The sequence below is a fragment of the Cellulomonas aerilata genome (genome assembly GCF_007991755.1).
Lineage (GTDB): Bacteria > Actinomycetota > Actinomycetes > Actinomycetales > Cellulomonadaceae > Pengzhenrongella > Pengzhenrongella aerilata.
In genome coordinates this window covers 616,789-634,907 of record NZ_BJYY01000001.1, presented here as the reverse complement: position 1 = coordinate 634,907, position 18,119 = coordinate 616,789, and the positions used below count along the sequence as shown (strand labels likewise).

Annotated in this window: 14 protein-coding genes; all 14 read right to left on the bottom strand. The window is 73.6% G+C overall.

The genetic code is table 11. From position 1 onward, the window contains the following. Nucleotides 1–73: 73 nt before the first annotated feature. Genes CAE01nite_RS02835 through CAE01nite_RS02770 form a run of 14 tightly spaced genes read right to left on the bottom strand, consistent with a single transcriptional unit; the run spans nt 74 to nt 18,105 of the window. Nucleotides 74–1,102: an AAA family ATPase gene (locus CAE01nite_RS02835; RefSeq protein ID WP_246130955.1), complete on the bottom strand. Its 1,029-nt coding sequence runs from the start codon at nt 1,100–1,102 to the stop codon at nt 74–76. Nucleotides 1,103–1,127: 25 nt separating this feature from the next. Then, the gene (locus CAE01nite_RS02830; protein ID WP_146899525.1) at nt 1,128–2,141 is read right to left on the bottom strand and encodes a polyprenyl synthetase family protein; all 1,014 of its coding nucleotides are present in this window, start codon (nt 2,139–2,141) and stop codon (nt 1,128–1,130) included. Beyond that, nucleotides 2,138–3,745, bottom strand: a complete 1,608-nt coding sequence (nuoN, locus tag CAE01nite_RS02825; RefSeq protein WP_246130954.1) for an NADH-quinone oxidoreductase subunit NuoN — start codon at nt 3,743–3,745, stop codon at nt 2,138–2,140. Before nuoN ends, CAE01nite_RS02830 begins: the two co-directional genes overlap by 4 nt. After that, a complete protein-coding gene (locus CAE01nite_RS02820) occupies nt 3,742–5,316 on the bottom strand; it encodes an NADH-quinone oxidoreductase subunit M (protein ID WP_146899522.1) in 1,575 nt (524 codons plus the stop codon). The genes nuoN and CAE01nite_RS02820 overlap by 4 nt, the downstream gene beginning before the upstream one ends. Nucleotides 5,317–5,328: 12 nt before the next feature. After that, nucleotides 5,329–7,284 carry an NADH-quinone oxidoreductase subunit L gene (nuoL, locus tag CAE01nite_RS02815; protein WP_146899892.1) on the bottom strand — a complete coding sequence of 652 codons (1,956 nt, stop codon included), beginning with the start codon at nt 7,282–7,284 and terminating at the stop codon, nt 5,329–5,331. Nucleotides 7,285–7,318: 34 nt separating this feature from the next. After that, a complete protein-coding gene (nuoK, locus tag CAE01nite_RS02810) occupies nt 7,319–7,618 on the bottom strand; it encodes an NADH-quinone oxidoreductase subunit NuoK (protein WP_146899519.1) in 300 nt (99 codons plus the stop codon). A gap of 58 nt (nt 7,619–7,676) precedes the next feature. Continuing rightward, a complete protein-coding gene (locus CAE01nite_RS02805; RefSeq protein WP_146899516.1) occupies nt 7,677–8,711 on the bottom strand; it encodes an NADH-quinone oxidoreductase subunit J in 1,035 nt (344 codons plus the stop codon). Continuing rightward, nucleotides 8,708–9,535, bottom strand: coding sequence for an NADH-quinone oxidoreductase subunit NuoI (gene nuoI, locus CAE01nite_RS02800; RefSeq protein ID WP_146899513.1), 828 nt, complete (start codon nt 9,533–9,535; stop codon nt 8,708–8,710). The genes CAE01nite_RS02805 and nuoI overlap by 4 nt, the downstream gene beginning before the upstream one ends. Next, the gene (nuoH, locus tag CAE01nite_RS02795) at nt 9,528–10,874 is read right to left on the bottom strand and encodes an NADH-quinone oxidoreductase subunit NuoH (protein WP_146899510.1); all 1,347 of its coding nucleotides are present in this window, start codon (nt 10,872–10,874) and stop codon (nt 9,528–9,530) included. The genes nuoI and nuoH overlap by 8 nt, the downstream gene beginning before the upstream one ends. Then, nucleotides 10,871–13,786 carry an NADH-quinone oxidoreductase subunit G gene (locus tag CAE01nite_RS02790; RefSeq protein ID WP_146899507.1) on the bottom strand — a complete coding sequence of 972 codons (2,916 nt, stop codon included), beginning with the start codon at nt 13,784–13,786 and terminating at the stop codon, nt 10,871–10,873. The genes nuoH and CAE01nite_RS02790 overlap by 4 nt, the downstream gene beginning before the upstream one ends. After that, the gene (gene nuoF, locus CAE01nite_RS02785) at nt 13,786–15,138 is read right to left on the bottom strand and encodes an NADH-quinone oxidoreductase subunit NuoF (protein WP_146899504.1); all 1,353 of its coding nucleotides are present in this window, start codon (nt 15,136–15,138) and stop codon (nt 13,786–13,788) included. Before nuoF ends, CAE01nite_RS02790 begins: the two co-directional genes overlap by 1 nt. Further along, nucleotides 15,138–15,956, bottom strand: a complete 819-nt coding sequence (gene nuoE / locus CAE01nite_RS02780; RefSeq protein WP_146899501.1) for an NADH-quinone oxidoreductase subunit NuoE — start codon at nt 15,954–15,956, stop codon at nt 15,138–15,140. The genes nuoF and nuoE overlap by 1 nt, the downstream gene beginning before the upstream one ends. Continuing rightward, entirely contained in the window at nt 15,956–17,386 is a 1,431-nt protein-coding gene (locus CAE01nite_RS02775; protein ID WP_146899497.1) for an NADH-quinone oxidoreductase subunit D, read from the bottom strand. The genes nuoE and CAE01nite_RS02775 overlap by 1 nt, the downstream gene beginning before the upstream one ends. Then, nucleotides 17,386–18,105 carry an NADH-quinone oxidoreductase subunit C gene (locus CAE01nite_RS02770; RefSeq protein ID WP_222595803.1) on the bottom strand — a complete coding sequence of 240 codons (720 nt, stop codon included), beginning with the start codon at nt 18,103–18,105 and terminating at the stop codon, nt 17,386–17,388. The genes CAE01nite_RS02775 and CAE01nite_RS02770 overlap by 1 nt, the downstream gene beginning before the upstream one ends. Nucleotides 18,106–18,119 lie beyond the last annotated feature (14 nt).

Here is an 18,119-nt window from a genome sequence, read left to right as displayed (position 1 = left end):
ATCCCGGTGGGACGACCTTCGCTCCGGCGGACATCCCGGCCGTACCGGGCACCCGGCGGCCGGACGTCGGCGGTCAGACGGCGGCGCGGCGCTCCAGCGGCGCGGCGACGTCCGCCAGGACGCGCTGCACGACGTCGCCGGACGTCGTCCCGGTGAACTCGGCCTCCGGGTCCAGCACGAGGCGGTGGGTCCACACCGGCCCGACGAGCTCCTTGACGTCGTCGGGGAGCACGTAGTGGCGCCCGTGCGCGGCGGCCCACACCTTGGCGGTGCGCACCAGCGCCAGGGACCCGCGCACGCTGACGCCCAGCCGGGTCTCGGGCGCGTCCCGGGTCGCCTCGGCGAGCAGCGACACGTACTCCAGCACGGCCCCGTCGACGTGCGTCGTCGTCGCGAGCTCGATGAGCTCGGCGACCCCGGCGGACGTGATCAGCGGCCGCAGGTGCCCCGAGCGGTCCCGCTCGGACGCCCCGGCCAGGATCTGCACGGTGGAGGCGTGGTCGGGGTACCCGATCGACGTCTTCATGAGGAACCGGTCCAGCTGCGCCTCGGGCAGCCGGTAGGTCCCCGCCTGCTCGACGGGGTTCTGCGTGGCGATCACCATGAACGGACGCGGCGCCGCGTGCGTGACGCCGTCGACGGTGACCTGGGCCTCCTCCATGACCTCCAGCAGCGCGGACTGCGTCTTGGGCGAGGCCCGGTTGATCTCGTCGGCGAGCACGATCGAGGCGAACACGGGGCCGGGGTGGAACTCGAAGGTCCGGGTGGCCTGGTCGTACACGGTCACGCCGGTGACGTCGCTCGGCAGCAGGTCCGGGGTGAACTGGATGCGGTGGTGGCTGCCCTGGACGGTCCCGGCCATCGCCCGCGCCAGCGACGTCTTGCCGGTGCCGGGTGCGTCCTCCAGCAGCAGGTGGCCCTCGGTGAGCATGCACGCGAACGCCAGCCGGACCACGTGCGGCTTGCCCAGCAGCGCCTCGCCGACGTTGCCCACCAGGCGGTCGAACGTCGCGGCGAAGCCGGCCGCCTGGTCGGCCGTCATGGTGCCCGCCGCGCTCGGGCGCCGGACGTCGGCGGCGGGCTGGTCGGGGTGCAGCGTCATGACGGTCAGTCTCCTCGCCGGGCCGTCAGGACGCCCGGTCGACCAGGGCGTCGGCGAACGCGACGAGGGCGTCCTTGGCGGGGCTGGGCTCCAGGGTGAGCAGCTCGTCGACGGCGGCCTGCGCCCAGGTCACCGCGAGCGCGCGGGTCTCGGCGACCACGGCGTGCGCGCGCAGGGCGGAGACCGCCTCGGACAGCGCCGCGTCGTCGGACAGGTCCGAGTCCAGCAGGTCCAGCAGGGCCCGGTCGTCCGCGCCGCCGGAGTCGCCGGCGGCCTCCACCCGCGCCCGCAGGAGCAGCACCGGCATCGTGGGCACCTGCTCGCGCAGGTCGGTGCCCGGCGTCTTGCCGGTGCGGGCGCCGTCCGCGGACAGGTCGATGACGTCGTCGGCCAGCTGGAACGCGACGCCGACCTTCTCCCCGTAGCGGGTCACGGGCCCGACGATCTCCGGCGGGCAGCCGGCGAACATCGCGCCGAACCGGGCCGACGTCGCGATGAGCGAGCCGGTCTTGTCGGCGAGCACGCGCAGGTAGTGCTCGACCGGGTCGTCCCCGTCCTGCGGGCCGACGGTCTCGTGCAGCTGGCCCAGGCACAGCCGCTCGAACGTCGTCGACTGCAGCCGCACGGCCTCGGGGCCCAGGCCGGCCACGGTGGTCGACGCGCGAGCGAACAGCAGGTCGCCGGTGAGGATCGCCACGGAGTTGCCCCACACCTCGTGCGCGGCCGGTGCCCCGCGGCGCAGGGGGGCGCTGTCCATCACGTCGTCGTGGTACAGGGTCGCGAGGTGGGTGAGCTCCACGACGACGGCGGCGTCGACCACCTCCGGCCGCTGGCCGTCCCCGAGCTGCGCGGCGAGCAGGGTGAGCATGGGGCGCAGGCGCTTGCCGCCCGCGTTGACCAGGTGCCGCGCGGTGGTGTCGGCGAGCGCGTCCGCGTGCGCGACCGCGTCCCGCAGGCGCTCCTCGACCACGGCGAGCCGGGCGGTGAGCACCTCGGCGAGCGCAGGATCGGGCAGCGGGAACGCTGTCGTGGGGGTCACGGGATGAACCTAGCCGCCTCGCCGACCAGATCCAGAACCGGGGAGGGCAGCACCCCGAGGCCGATGGTGGCCACCACGGCGAGCCCGATCGCGACCGTCGTGAGCCCCTCGGAGCGCACGACGGTCACGGCGCCGTGCACGCGGTCCGCCTCCGGCGAGCGGCTCGAGAAGAACAGCACCATGACGATGCGGATGTAGAAGAAGACGGCGACGGCCGACCCGACGACGCCCGCGACAGCGAGCGGGGTCGCCCCGCCGTCGACCGCGGCGGTGAACACCGCGAACTTGCCGATGAAGCCGGCGGTCAGCGGGATCCCGGCGAACGACAGCATGAACAGGCAGAACGCCCCGGCCAGCCACGGGCTGCGCCGGCCGAGACCGGCCCACTGGTTGAGGTGCGTCGCCTCGCCGGTGACCCGGCCCTGGGCGTCGACGGACCGCACGAGGGTCACCACGGCGAACGCCCCGATGACCGCGGCGCCGTACGCCAGCAGGTAGAACAGGACGCCGGAGACGCCGTCGACGTCGAGCGCGACGACGCCGGTGAGGATGAACCCGGTGTGCGCGATCGCCGAGTAGCCCAGGATCCGCTTCATGTCCTGCTGCGCCAGGGACGCCAGCGTGCCGACCGCGATCGTGAGGATCACCACAGCCCACAGAACCGGCCGCAGGTCCCACTCGACGGCGGGGACCACGACGTAGACCAGCCGCAGCAGCGCGCCGAACGCGGCGACCTTGGTGCAGGCGGCCATGAACCCGGTGATCGGCGTGGGGGCCCCCTGGTACACGTCCGGCGTCCAGGCGTGGAACGGCACGGCGCCCACCTTGAACAGCAGCCCGATGGCGACCATGACGACCCCGCCGAGCAGCAGCGGGTCCAGGCCGACGGTGGTGGCCGTGGCCTCGGCGATCACGCTCAGGCGGACCGAGCCGGCGAAGCCGTACAGCAGCGCGACCCCGAACAGGAAGATCGCGGACGTGAAGGCGCCGAGCAGGAAGTACTTCATGGCCGCCTCCTGCGACCACAGGCGGTGCCGCCGGCCGAGGCCGGACAGGATGTACAGCGGCAGGGACAGCACCTCCAGCGCGACGAACATGGTCAGCAGGTCCCCGGCCGCGGGGAAGATCATCATGCCGCCGGACGCGAACAGCACGAGCGGGTAGACCTCGGTCTGCGCCAGGCCCTGCTCCGTCGCCGTCCGCTCGTACTGCGAGCCGGGGACGGCGGCGGCCTGAGGGGCGAACGCGTCCTCCCCGTTCTGGCCGCGGTCGGCCACGACCAGCAGCGCGACGAGCGCGAGCAGGGCGACCATCCCCTGCAGGACCAGCGCCGGGCCGTCCAGGATCATCGAGCCGCCCAGCACCACGGTGCCACCGGTGTCACGGACCCCGGCCCACAGCGCCGCCACGGCCACCAGGGCGCCGGCGGTCGCCGCGAGCGCCAGGACCAGCTGCACCGGCCGCCGCAGCCGCTGCGGGACGAACGCCTCGACGAGCACCCCCGCGACGCCGGCACCGAGCACGAGCAGGACGGGCGCGAGCGGCGCCCAGTCGACGTCCGGCGGGGTGAACCCCGTGCCCACCGCCGTGTACGCCCCGGTCACCGCGTGCTCCCCTCGTCGTCGCCGTCATCGGTCCCGCCGTCGGCGGCCCTGTCCACCACCGTGCCCCCCGGCACGTCCGGCACGCCGACCTGGTCGAGCGTGACCAGCGACGGCTCCCGGACGAGGTCGATCATCGGCGCCGGGTAGAAGCCGAACACCACCATCAGCGCGATGAGCGGGGCGACGACCCAGACCTCCCGGACGGACAGGTCCCGGGTGGTCGCGAGCTCGTCGCGCACCGGACCGGTGAACAGCCGCTGGTAGGTGATCAGCACGTACAGCGCGGCGAGCACGACCCCCACGACGGCGACGACCGCCGCCGGGCGGGACCGGGCGAACGTGCCGACCAGCACGAGGAACTCGCTGACGAACGTCGACAGCCCCGGCAGCGACAGCGCCGACAGGCCCGCGACGAGGAACGTCCCGGCCAGCACCGGGGTCACCTTCTGCAGGCCGCCGAAGTCCGCGATGCGCTGGCTGCCGCGCCGGGCGACCAGGAAGCCGGCGACGAGGAAGAGCGCCCCGGTCGAGAGGCCGTGGTTGACCATGTACAGCGCCGAGCCCTGCACGCCGACGGACGTGAACGCGAAGATCCCCAGCACGATGAACCCGAAGTGGGAGATCGAGGTGTAGGCGATGAGCCGCATCAGGTCCTGCTGGCCGATCGCCAGCAGCGCCCCGTAGAGCACCGAGACCACGGCGAGCGCGATGATGACCGGCGCCGCCCACCGGGACGCGTCCGGGAACAGCGGCAGGCACAGCGTGAGCATCCCGAAGGTGCCGACCTTGTCCAGCACGCCGACGAGCAGGGTCGAGGTGCCGGCGGTCGCGTTCTGCGCGGCGTCCGGCAGCCACGTGTGCACCGGCCACATGGGCGCCTTGATCGCGAACGCGAGGAAGAACGCGAGGAACATCAGCCGCTCGCCGACGACGGGCAGGTCGAGCCCGGTGAGGTTGTCGGTGAGGAAGCCCTGGGGGCCGCCGGGTCCCTGCAGGTACAGCGCGATGACGGCGACCAGCATGATCAGGCCGCCGGCGAGGGAGAACACCAGGAACTTCACCGCGGCCCACCGTCCCAGCGGCCCGCCGAACGCGCCGATGAGGAAGTAGACGGGGACGAGCATCGCCTCGAACAGGACGTAGAAGAGGAACACGTCCCGCGCGGCGAACACCGCCACCATGAAGGCCTCGAGCACCAGCACCAGCGCGAGGTAGTGCTGCAGCCGGTCCCCGGTGCCGCCCTGGTGGCGGTCCGCGGCGAGCAGCACCAGGGGCGTCAGCACGACCGCGAGCAGCACGAGCAGCAGCGCGACCCCGTCGACGCCGACGGCGTAGCTCGCGCCGATCGCCGGGATCCACGGGTGGGTCTCGAGCAGCTGGTGGGTGCCGGCGTCGCCGGTGTCGAACGCACCGGCCGCGGCGACCGCGACGACGAGCTCGAGCAGCGAGACGGTGACGGCGACGGTCCGGGCGCGCGCACGCGCGGCGCGGGGCAGGGCCCAGACCACGGCCGCGCCGACGAGCGGCAGGACGATGAGGACGGTGAGCAGGGGGAGCTCGTCGAGGCGCATGGGATCTCCCTGTCAGAACCGGGTGGCCAGGACGACGCCGACGAGCAGGAGCAGCCCGGCCGTCATCGTGGTGGCGTAGGAGCGGACGAAGCCGGTCTGCAGGCGGCGCGCGCCGTCGCCCAGGCGCACCAGCAGGCGCCCCAGGCCGAGGAACGACCCGTCCACGACGGTCCGGTCGCCGAACACCAGCGACCGCGTCAGGTAGGTGCCCGGCTGCACGAGCAGGGCGTCGTTGACGTCGTCCTGGTACAGGTCGCGGCGGGCCGCGCGGGTCAGCGCGGACGCCGCCGGCGGGCGGAGCGGAACCGGCCGGCGCCCGAACCGGAACCAGGCGAGGGCGGCCCCGGCGACGACGAGCAGCAGCGTCAGGGTCACGATGGCCGGCACCGGCAGCACGGGCTCGTGGTGCTCGGCGACACCCGTCACCGGCTCCAGCCAGGTGACGAACCCGTCACCCGCGGCCAGCAGCATGCCCAGCACGAGCGAGCCGGCCGCGAGGACGACCATCGGCACGGTCATCAGCCGCGGGGACTCGTGCGGGTGCAGCACGGGGCCGGTGTCCCGCTCCGTCCCGCGGCTGTGCCCGCTGTTCCACCGGCGCTTGCCGTGGAAGGTCATGAAGTACAGCCGCGACATGTAGAACGCGGTCAGGCCGGCGCCGACGAGGGCGACGGTGCCGAACACCCACGGCCGCCACCCCTCCCCCACGAAGGCCGCCTCGATGATCGCGTCCTTGCTCCAGAACCCGGAGAACGGGGGGACGCCGAGGATGGCGAGCCAGCCGAGGGCGAACGTGCCCCAGGTGACCTTCATGAGCCCGGACAGCGCACCGAAGCGCCGCATGTCCACGGAGTCGCCCATGCCGTGCATGACCGACCCGGCGCCCAGGAACAGGCCGGCCTTGAAGAAGCCGTGCGTGACGAGGTGGAAGATCGCGAACGCGTAGCCGACCGGCCCCAGACCGGCGGCGAGCACCATGTAGCCGATCTGCGACATGGTCGAGGCGGCGAGGGCCTTCTTGATGTCGTCCTTGGCGCAGCCCACGATCGCTCCGAACAGCAGGGTGATCGCGCCGACGATCACCACGACGAGCTGCGCGGTCGGCGCGCCCTCGTAGATCGGCGCGGAGCGGACCACGAGGTACACCCCGGCGGTGACCATGGTCGCGGCGTGGATGAGCGCGGACACCGGCGTCGGACCGGCCATGGCGTCCCCGAGCCACGACTGCAGCGGGAACTGCGCCGACTTCCCGCACGCGGCGAGCAGCAGCGTCAGCCCGAGCGCGGTGAGCGTGGCCTCGCTCGCCGCCGGTGCGGCGCCCAGCACGGTCGCGAAGTCCACGGCGCCGAACGTGGCGACCATGATCATCAGCGCGACGAGCAGGCCCAGGTCGCCGATGCGGTTGGCGACGAACGCCTTCTTGGCCGCGACGGCGTTGGGGGTGTGGTGGTTCCAGAACCCGATGAGCAGGTAGGACGCGAGCCCGACGCCCTCCCAGCCGAAGAACAGCAGCAGGTAGCTGTCCGCCAGCACCAGGACGAGCATCGCCGCGACGAACAGGTTGAGGTACGCGAAGAAGCGGCGCCGGTCGACGTCGTGCTCCATGTAGGCCACGGAGTACACGTGGATGAGCGTCCCGACGAACGTCACGAGCAGGACGAACGTCACCGACAGCGGGTCGATCCGCAGCCCCGCGTCGACGCCGAACGTGCCCGTCGGCAGCCACCGGAACAGGTGCAGGTCCAGCACCCGCTCGTCCGCGTCACGGGCGCGCAGCGCCAGGAGCAGCACGACCCCGACGACGAACGACGCCCCGGACGCCAGGACCCCCAGCCAGTGCCCCCACGGGTCGGCGCGGCGCCCGGCGAGCAGCAGCACCGCGGCTCCGGCGAGGGGCAGCGCGACGAGGAGCCACGCGAGCGTGAAGGCGCCGCCCGCGGGGGCAGCGTCAGGTGTCGCGGCCGTCACGAGGGTCGCGAGGGATGAGGTCACCGATGGCCTCTCAGCTCTTGAGCAGGTTGACGTCGTCGACCGAGGCCGACCGGCGGGTACGGAAGATCTGCACGATGATCGCCAGGCCCACGACGACCTCCGCGGCTGCGACGACCATGACGAAGAACGCCATCACCTGCCCGGACAGGTCGCCGTGCTGCCGCGCGAACGTCACCAGCACGAGGTTGGTCGCGTTGAGCATGAGCTCGACGCCCATGAACACGATGATCGCGTTGCGGCGCAGCAGCACCGTGGTGGCGCCGATCGCGAACAGGACCGACGCGAGCACGAGGTAGTTGCTGAGGTTCACGGCGACTCCTGTTCGCGGGCGGTGCCCTGCTCACTGCGCTCGCAGCGCCTCCACCCGCTCACGGGACCACCTCCGGGCCGCGGCCGGTGGTGATGGGGGTCGCCGGTCCGGCGGTCTCGCCGGGCGCGCCCGCCTGCGGGGTGGGCGCGTGCCGGTCGGCGCCGCCGTCCTCCCCGGCCTCCAGGTGCAGCCCCGGGCTCGCCGGGCCGGCCGGGAGCTGTCCGGCGACGGGCCCGGTCGCCGGCCCGGGGACGACCCCGACCGCCTCCAGCTCGCGCTCCTGGCCGCGCACCCGCAGCACGCGGGAGACGGACTGCTCGATGGGCCGGCCCTGCGGGTCGAGCGCCGGCACGTCCATGGCGTTCGTGCGCGCGTAGACCCCCGGTGCGGGCAGCGGGGCGATGCCCTTGCGCTCCACCGCGTCGCGGTCGGCCTCGGTCTTGCCGAGCCCGGCGACCCGGCGCCGGGCCAGCTCGCGCTGCCCGACCTTGCGCACCAGGCGCTGGCGGTGGGTCAGGACCAGCGCCCCGAGGGCCGCGGTGACCAGCAGGACGCCGACGACCTCGAACGCGAACACGAAGTCGCCGAAGATCAGCCGGGCGACGCCGACCGGGTTGGAGGCGGCGTTCGCCTCGGCCAGCCCGACCGGTGCCGGGTAGGTGACCCGGGTGACGACGCCGACCAGCAGCACGGCCAGCCCGACGCCGAAGAGCAGCCCGAGCCAGCGCTGGCCGCGGATGGTCTCCACCAGGGAGTCCGACGCGTCGACGCCGACCAGCATGAGGACGAACAGGAACAGCATCATCACGGCGCCGGTGTAGACGACCACCTGGACGACGCCGAGGAACGGGGCGTCCTGGGCGACGTAGAGGAAGGCCAGGGACACCATCACCAGGACGACGCACATCGCCGCGTGGATCGCCTTGCGCGCGAACAGCAGCCCGAGCGCGGCCAGGACCATGATCGGCGCCAGCACCCAGAACAGCGTGGCCTCGCCGGTGCCGGTCCGCCCGGTGTCCGCGACGGCCGTCGCGAGCGACGCGGCGACCGGCGACGCGGCGACCGGCGAGCCGGCGGCCCCCAGCGCCGTCATCGGGTCTGCCCCGGGGTGCCGGTGCCCACCGCGGCGGCCGGCTCGAGCCGGGTCGCACCGGTGCCCGTGGCGACCTGCGTCCCCGGTCCGGTGCCCGGTCCCGTGCCCGATCCGCTGCCGGAGGCCCCGGGCAGGCTGGGGTCGTCCGGCCGGTGCCGGCGCACCCACTCCTCCTGCTCCGGCGTCGGACCGGTGATCTCCCCGCGGTAGTACTCGGTGTCGGTCGTGCCGGGCACCATCGGGTGCGGGGACGACAGCTGCCCCGAGCGCAGCGGCGCCAGCAGGTCCTCCTTCTCCCAGATGAGCCCCTCGCGGGTCGGTCCGGCCAGCTCGTACTCGTTCGTCATCGTGAGCGCCCGGGTGGGGCAGGCCTCGATGCACAGGCCGCAGAAGATGCAGCGCAGGTAGTTGATCTGGTAGACGCGGCCGTACCGCTCGCCGGGGGAGAACTGCGCGTCGGGGCCGTTGTCGGCGCCCTCGACGTAGATCGCGTCGGCGGGGCACGCCCAGGCGCACAGCTCGCAGCCGATGCACTTCTCCAGGCCGTCGGCGTACCGGTTGAGCTGGTGGCGCCCGTGGTACCGCGGCTTGGGCGGCACCTTCTCGAACGGGTACTGCTCGGTCACGGTCGGCCGGAACATCGACGCGAACGTCACCCCGAACCCGGCGACGGGGGCGAGCGCGCCACCGACGCCGGTCCGCGGCTCGATGAGGGGCTCGTAGGGCCGCGCGTCGGCGCCGGCCACGCCGACCTCGCCACCCGCCTCGCGGCGGGCGACGTCGCCGGTGGGCTCGCGGCCGGCGTCGGGCTGGGGCTCAGCCACGCTGCACCTCCGTGTCGTGGTGGTCGGTGTCGGGGGCGACGGTGGTCCGGGCGGCCCGGGCCAGCCGGCGCGCGGACGGCGGCAGCTGCTGACCCGGCAGCGGGGGGACGGGGTACCCGCCCTCGAACGGGTCGAACGGCCCGTCCCGCACGCCGTCGTCCGCGGCGGCCCGGGGCTTGTCCGGGATGAGGAACGTGATGCCGATGACGACGGCGGCGGCGACCACGAGCCCGATGATCAGCGTGGTGAGGTCGACGTCGACGAATTGCCGGATCCCCTGGACCACGGCGACCATGACGACCCACGCGAGGGCGGCCGGGATGAGGACCTTCCACCCGAGCTTCATGAACTGGTCGTAGCGCAGCCGCAGCAGCGTGCCGCGCACCCAGACGAACAGGAACATGAAGAGCCACATCTTGGCCAGGAACCACAGCACCGGCCACCAGCCGGTGTTGAGCATGCCGTCGTTGATCGCCGACAGCGGCCAGGGGGCGCGCCAGCCGCCGAGGAACAGCGTGGTGGCGATCGCCGAGACGTTGATCATGTTGATGTACTCCGCGAGGAAGAACCACGCGAACTTCATCGACGAGTACTCCGTCATGTACCCCGACACGAGCTCGCCCTCGGCCTCGGGCAGGTCGAAGGGCAGCCGGTTCGTCTCCCCGATCATCGAGATGACGTAGATGACGAACGCCGGCGCCAGCGGGATCGCCCACCACAGCGGCCGCTGGGAGTCCACGATCTGCGACGTCGACATGGAGCCGGCCATGATGAACACGCTCACCAGGGACAGGCCCATCGCCAGCTCGTAGGAGATGACCTGCGCGGTGGAGCGCACGGAGCCGAGCAGCGGGTACGTGGACCCCGACGACCAGCCGCCGAGCACGATGCCGTAGACGCCGACCGACGCGCACGCGAGCACGTACAGCGTCGCGACCGGCAGGTCGGTGAGCTGCAGCGGCGTGGTGACGCCCAGCACGGTGACCGACGGGCCGAACGGGATGACGGCGAACGTCAGCAGCGCGCAGAACACCGAGATCATCGGGGCGAGCAGGTAGATGACCTTGTCCGCCGCCTTGACGGTGATGTCCTCCTTGAGCAGGAGCTTCATCGCGTCGGCCAGGGACTGCAGCAGCCCGAACGGCCCGTGCACGTTGGGCCCGGGCCGGATCTGCATCCGGGCCACGACCTTGCGCTCGAACCAGATCGCCATCAGCACGCTGGTCAGCAGGAACACCAGGATGACGACGGCCTTGACCAGCCAGACCCAGATCGTGTCCTCGCTGAAGTCGGCCGTGATCGCCGGGTCCTGCGCGGCTCCCAGCAGCGTCGCGCTCATGCCCCGGTCCCCGATCTGCCGTGCTGCGGACCCCGGTCGTGCCCGGTCCCGTCGCCGTCGGTGCGGTGGTCGGCGCGGTCGTGACCCGCCCCGTGGCCGGCATGGTCGTGGCCGGCGTGGTCGTGGCCGGCATGGTCGTGGTCGGCATGGTCGTGGTCGGCGTGCGGGTCGACGCGGTGCACCGCGCCCACCCCCCACGCCGGCTCGCGCGGACCCGCGTCCGGCACCCGGGGCTGCGCCGTGGCACCCCGGGCCCGGCGCCCGGTCGGGCGCGCCCCTGCGTCGGGCCCGGCGACCTGCGCGGACACCGCGCCGAGGTGGACCAGGGCGCCCGCGTCGGCGTGCAGCGTGGCGCGGACCGCGCACCCGGGCGCGTTCAGCGGAAGCCAGACGACGTGGTCCGGCATGTCGGTCACCACGACCGGCAGGACGACCGCGCCCGCGTCGGTCGACACCTGCACCAGCCCGCGGTCCGGCACGCCGACGCCCGCGGCGGTGGCGGCCGAGAGCCGGGCGACCGGGCGCTTGGCGGTGCCGGCCAGGAACGCCTCCCCGTCCTGCAGGCGCCCGGCGTCGAGCAGGGTGTGCCAGGACGCGAGCACCGCCTGCCCCGGACCGACGACGACCGGCTCCCGCGCCGGCTCCTGCGGTGGGGCGAGCCGGAGCCCGTCCCACGGGCCCAGGGCGTCCAGCTCGGCGTGGACGTCGGCCGTGGTGCGCAGGCCGAGGTCGACCCCCATCGCGTCCGCCAGCGCGTCCAGGACCCGGTGGTCGGCCATCGCGGTGGAGGACAGCGCCTGGGCGAACGCCCGGGGCCGGCCCTCCCAGTTCAGGTACGTGCCCGCCTTCTCCGACGGCGGCGCCACCGGCAGGACGACGTCGGCCCGCTCGGTGACCGCGGAGCGGCGCACCTCCAGCGACACCACGAACCGGGCCCGGTCCAGGGCGGCGGTCGCGAGCGACGGGTCCGGCAGGTCGGCCGGGTCGACGCCGCCGACCAGCAGCCCGGCGATCTCCCCGGCGGCGGCCGCGGCGAGGATCGCCCCGGTCGCCCGTCCGGGGGTGGCGGGCAGGCTCTCGACGTCCCACTGGGCGGCGAGGTCGACGCGGGCGCGGGCGTCGGCCACCGGACGCCCGCCGGGCAGCAGCGCGGGCAGCGCCCCCGCCTCGACGGCGCCCCGCTCCCCCGCCCGGCGCGGGATCCAGGCGACGCGGGCACCCGTCCGCTGCGCGAGGCGCAGGACCGCGGACAGCCCGCCCGGCACACCGGCCAGGCGCTCCCCGACCAGCACGACGGCACCCGGGGCGGCCAGTGCGGCCGCGGTGTCCGCGAGCGGTCCGGACGGCGCCCGGTCGGTCACCGCGTCCAGCACCTCCGCCTCGGTGCCCGGGGCGGCGGGCACGAGCGTCCCGGACAGCCGCTCCAGGCCCCGGCTGGCCAGCGGCGCGACCGAGAACACCCGGGTGGCGCCGGCGAGCACGCCCTTGCGCAGCCGCAGGAAGGTGACGCCGGCCTCCTCCTCGGCCTCGAGCGCGACCAGCAGCACCGCAGGTGCGGTCTCCAGGTCGGCGAACGTGACGGTCACACCGGCGCCAGCGACGTGCGCCCCGAGGAACGCCTCCTCCTCCGCGGAGTGCGGCCGGACGCGGTGGTCGACGTCGTTGGTGCCCAGCGCCACCCGGGCGAGCTTGGCGTACGCGTAGGCGTCCTCCACCGTCAGCCGCCCGCCGGGCAGGACCCCGACGCCGCCGGACCGGCGGGCCGCGGCCAGCCCGTCCGCGGCGATCTCGAGCGCCTCGGCCCAGCTGGCCGGGACGAGCTCGCCGGAGGCGTCGTCGCGCACGAGCGGGGTGGTGACCCGGTCCGGGGCGGACTGCCAGGTGAACGCGAACCGGTCCTTGTCGGTGATCCACTCCTCGTTCACCACCGGGTCGTCCCCGGCGAGCCGGCGCAGGACCACGCCGCGGCGGTGGTCGATGCGGATCGCGGACCCGCACGAGTCGTGCTCCGCGATCGACGGCGTGGAGACCAGGTCGAACGGGCGGGCGCGGAACCGGTAGGCGGCGTTGGTCAGCGCGCCGACCGGGCAGATCTGGATGGTGTTGCCGGAGAAGTACGAGGCGAAGGGCCGGCCCGACTCGTCCGCCAGCGCCGGGCCGCGCGGGGCGTCCCCGGCTGGGGCGAACGCGTCCGCGGTGGTCCCCTGCGGGACCTCGCCGACCGTCCCGGGCAGCTCCCCGGCGAACCCGAGCACCTCGGGGGAGAACGTGCCGATCTGCTGCGCGGCGCCGCGCTGCTGCAGGTCGATGAACGGGTCGCCGGCGATCTCCCGGGAGAAGCGCGTGCAGCGCTGGCACAGGATGCACCGCTCGCGGTCCAGCAGGATCTCGGTGGAGATGGCGATGGGCTTGGGGAACGTCCGCTTGACGTCGACGAACCGGGTGGTCGCGCGCCCGTTGCTCATGGCCTGGTTCTGCAGCGGGCACTCCCCGCCCTTGTCGCACACCGGGCAGTCCAGCGGGTGGTTGATGAGCAGCAGCTCCATCACCCCGTGCTGGGCCTTCTCCGCGACGGCGGAGCTGCGCTGGGTCCGGACGACCATGCCCGCGGTGGCCTCGAGCGTGCAGGACGCCTGCGGCTTGGGCATCGCCTTGAGGTTGCCCTCCCGGTCGGGCGTGGAGACCTCGACGAGGCACTGCCGGCACGCGCCGACGGGCGCGAGCAGCGGGTGGTCGCAGAACCGCGGGATCTGGATCCCGACCTGCTCCGCGGCGCGGATGACCAGGGTGCCCTTGGGGACGGCGACCTCGACCTCGTCGATGGTGAGCGTGACGAGGTCCCCCTGCGGGGGCCTGGCCGCGAGGGCACCGCCCTCGCCGGGCGCCGTCTTCGGCGTGGTGGTCGTGGTCATCAGTGCGCCGCCCCCGCCAGCTGGGCCCCGCGACCGGCCTCGCGCGGGGTGTAGGGGAACAGCGACGACCGCTCCGGCGGGAACAGGACCGACGCGGGCGTGTGCATGCCGGCCTCGAACTCCTCGCGGAAGTACTTGATCGCGGACGTGATGGGCGACGTCGCCCCGTCCCCGAGCGCGCAGAACGCCCGGCCGAGGATGTTGTCGCACGTGTCCAGCAGCAGGTCGATGTCCTGCGGGGTGCCCTGGCCCGCCTCGAGCCGCCTGAGCACCTGCTTGAGCCAGAACGTCCCCTCCCGGCACGGGGTGCACTTGCCGCAGGACTCGTGCGCGTAGAACTCGGTCCACCGGGTCACGCACCGCACGACCGACGTCGTCTCGTCGAAGATCTGCAGCGCGCGGGTGCCGAGCATGGACCCGGCCGCACCGACCGACTCGTAGTCCAGCGGGGTGTCCAGGTGCTCCGCGGTGAAGATCGGCGTGGAGGACCCTCCCGGCGTCCAGAACTTCAGCTCGTGGCCGGCCCGCACGCCGCCGGCCAGGTCCAGCAGCTGGCGCAGGGTGATCCCGAGGGGCGCCTCGTACTGGCCGGGCCGGGTGACGTGGCCGGACAGCGAGAACAGCCCGTGGCCGGCGGACTTCTCGGTCCCCATGGAGCGGAACCAGGCCGACCCGCCGCGCAGGATGCCGGGCACCGAGGCGATGGTCTCGACGTTGTTGACGACCGTCGGCCGCGCGTACAGCCCGGCGACGGCGGGGAACGGCGGCTTGAGCCGCGGCTGCCCCCGCAGGCCCTCGAGCGAGTCGAGCAGCGCGGTCTCCTCCCCGCAGATGTAGGCGCCCGCACCGGCGTGCACGGTGATGTCCAGGCTGTACCCGCTGCCCAGGATGTCCTCGCCGAGGTACCCGGCCGCGTAGGCCTCCTCGACCGCCCGCTGCAGGCGCCGGATCACGTGCAGGACCTCGCCGCGGACGTAGATGAACGCGTGCCGGCAGCCGATCGCGTACGACGTGATGATCGACCCCTCGACGAGCGACTGCGGGGACGCCAGCATGGTCGGGATGTCCTTGCACGTCCCGGGCTCGGACTCGTCGGCGTTCACGACGAGGTAGCGGGGGCCGCCGTCCGGCGCCGGCAGGAAGCTCCACTTCATGCCGGTCGGGAAGCCGGCTCCCCCGCGTCCGCGCAGGCCGGAGTCCTTGACGGTGGTGAGCACCTCGGACGGGTCCAGCGCGAGCGCCCGGCGCAGGCCCTCGTAGCCGCCGTGCTGCTCGTAGCTGGCCAGCGTCCACGAGCGCCGGGCGTCCCAGTGGGCGCTCAGCACGGGCGCGAGCGGGGTCGGTGCCGCCATCAGGACTCCTTCTCCGGGCGCGCCGGCGTCGAGCCGGGGGCCTGCGTGGTCGCCGCCGACGTGTCGGCCGGCGTGGTCGGGGGGCGTTCGGCGCTGGACTGCGGCTGGCCGGCGGCGGGAGCGCCGTCGGCCGGCGCGGCGGCGGCGTCGGCCGGCACGTCGAAGGACGGGGCGGTCCACCCGCGCGAGCGCGCGAGCTTCGTGCCCCGCAGCGTCGCCGGACCGGCGCCGACGCCCTCGTCGGCGCGGCCGTCCGGGAAGCCGGCCAGCACCCGGGACATCTGCTTGAACGAGCAGACGCTGCTCGCGCCGCGGGTGGGACGGACCTCCTCGCCCGCGATCAGCCGGTACACCGTCGACACGGCGCTCTGCGGGGTCTGGTTGTCGAAGAACTCCCAGTTCACCATCATCACCGGCGCGTAGTCGCACGCGGCGTTGCACTCGATCCGCTCGAGGGTGACCTTGCCGTCCGGCGTCGTCTCGTCGTGGCCGATCCCGAGGTGGTGGGTCACCTCCTCCCAGATCGCGTCCCCGCCCATGACGGCGCACAGCGTGTTCGTGCACACCCCGACGGTGTACTCGCCGTTGGGGTGCCGCTTGTACTGGGTGTAGAAGGTCGCCACCGCGGACACCTCGGCGTTGGACAGGCCCAGGGTCCGCGCGCAGAACGCGATGCCGGCCGGGCTGACGTACCCGTCCTGGGACTGCACGAGGTGCAGCATCGGCAGCAGTCCGGACCGGGGGTCCGGGTAGCGCGCCATGATGGCAGCGGCGTCCGCCCCCAGGCGCTCCAGGGTCGCCTCGTCGTAGCCGGCCATCAGCGGTCCACCCCTCCCATGACGGGGTCCAGCGACGCCACCGCGACGACGACGTCGGCGACCTGGCCGCCCTCGCACATCATCGAGACGGCCTGCAGGTTGTTGAACGACGGGTCCCGGAAGTGCGCCCGGTAGGGCCGCGTGCCGCCGTCGGAGACCAGGTGCGCGAGCAGCTCGCCCCGGGGCGCCTCGACGGACTGGTAGACCTGCCCGGCCGGGACGCGGAAGCCCTCGGTGACGAGCTTGAAGTGGTGGATCAGCGCCTCCATCGAGGTGCCCATGATCTCGCGGATGTGGTCCAGCGAGTTGCCCATGCCGTCCGCCCCGATCGCGAGCTGCGCCGGCCAGGCGACCTTCTTGTCGGCGACCATGACCGGTCCCGGGCCGCTCGCCTGCAGACGGTCCAGGCACTGCTCGACGATCCGCATGGACTGGTAGCACTCCTCGATCCGCAGCACGACGCGGCAGAACGCGTCCTCGTCGGTCGACGTCGGCACGTCGAAGTCGTACGTCTCGTAGCCGCAGTACGGGGACGCCTTGCGCACGTCGTAGGGCAGGCCGGTCGAGCGCAGCACCGGACCGGTGATCCCGAGCGCCATGCACGCCGACAGGTTGAGCTGCCCGACGCCGACCAGGCGGGCCCGGAAGATCGGGTTGGCGAGCATGAGGTCCTGCAGCTGGCCCATGTAGGTCCGCACCCCGACCAGCGCCTCGCGCACGGTGTCCAGCGCACCGGGCGGGATGTCCTGCGCGACGCCGCCGGGGCGGATGTACGCGTGGTTCATCCGCAGGCCCGTGATCAGCTCGAAGACCCTGAGGATCTCCTCGCGCGCGGTGAAGCCGACGGTCATGATCGTCGTCGCGCCGAGCTCGTTGCCGCCCGTCGCCAGGCACACCAGGTGGGACGAGATCCGGTTGAGCTCCATCATGAGCACCCGGATGACCGTGGCCCGCTCGGGGACGTCGTCGGTGATCCCGAGCAGCTTCTCCACCGCCAGGCAGTAGGCGGTCTCCTGGAACAGCGGTGCGAGGTAGTCCATGCGCGTGCAGAACGTGACGCCCTGCGTCCAGGTGCGGAACTCCATGTTCTTCTCGATGCCGGTGTGCAGGTAGCCGATGCCCGCACGCGCCTCGGTCACCGTCTCGCCGTCGATCTCGAGCATGAGCCGCAGCACGCCGTGCGTGGACGGGTGCTGCGGACCCATGTTGACGACGATGCGCTCCTCGCCCAGGCGCGCAGCCTCCTCCGCGATCTCCGACCAGTCGCCGCCGGCCGCCTCGTAGGAGGGCGCCGGACGGCGGTCGTCGACCAGTCCCGGCGTGGCACGGGTGCTGCCCGTGCGGGTGCTGCCGGCGCGGGTGCTGCCGCCGCGCGTGCCGCCGGTGCGGGAGCGGCCGCCCGTGCGGCCGGGGGTGGGGGACGGAGCCATCAGCTGTACGCCCTTCTCTGGTCCGCCGGCGGCACGGTGGCGCCCTTGTACTCCACCGGGATGCCGCCGAGCGGGTAGTCCTTGCGCTGCGGGTGCCCGGGCCAGTCGTCGGGCATCTCGATGCGGGCCAGGGCCGGGTGACCGTCGAAGACGATCCCGAAGAAGTCCCAGGTCTCGCGCTCGTGCCAGTCGTTCGTCGGGTACACCGACACCGTGGACGGCACGTGGGGGTGGGCGTCCGGGACGGCGACCTCGACCCGCAGGCGACGGCCGTGCGTCACCGAGACCAGGTGCATGACCGAGTGCAGCTCGCGTCCGGACTCGTGCGGGTAGTGCACGCCGGACACCCCGAGGCTGAGCTCGAACCGCAGGTCGGGGTCGTCGCGCAGCACCTGGCACACACCCAGCAGGTGCGCCGGGGTGACGTGGAGGGTCAGCTCCCCACGGTCGACGACGACCTTCTCGATCGCCGCGTCGAAGCCCGGACCGCCCTCGTCGAGCACCTCGGCGAGGACGTCGACGGCCTCGTCGAACCAGCCGCCGTAGGGCCGCTCGCTGGCGCCGGGCAGGGCCACCTGCCGGACGAGCCCGCCGTAGCCGGAGGTGTCCCCGCCGTCGGCGGCGCCGAACATGCCGCGCCGGACGTCGACGACCTCGATCGCCCCGCGCCCGCCCCGCTCCGGCGCGGCCGGCGCGTGCTCCTGCTGCGCGGCCTCCACCCCGGCGTGCACGA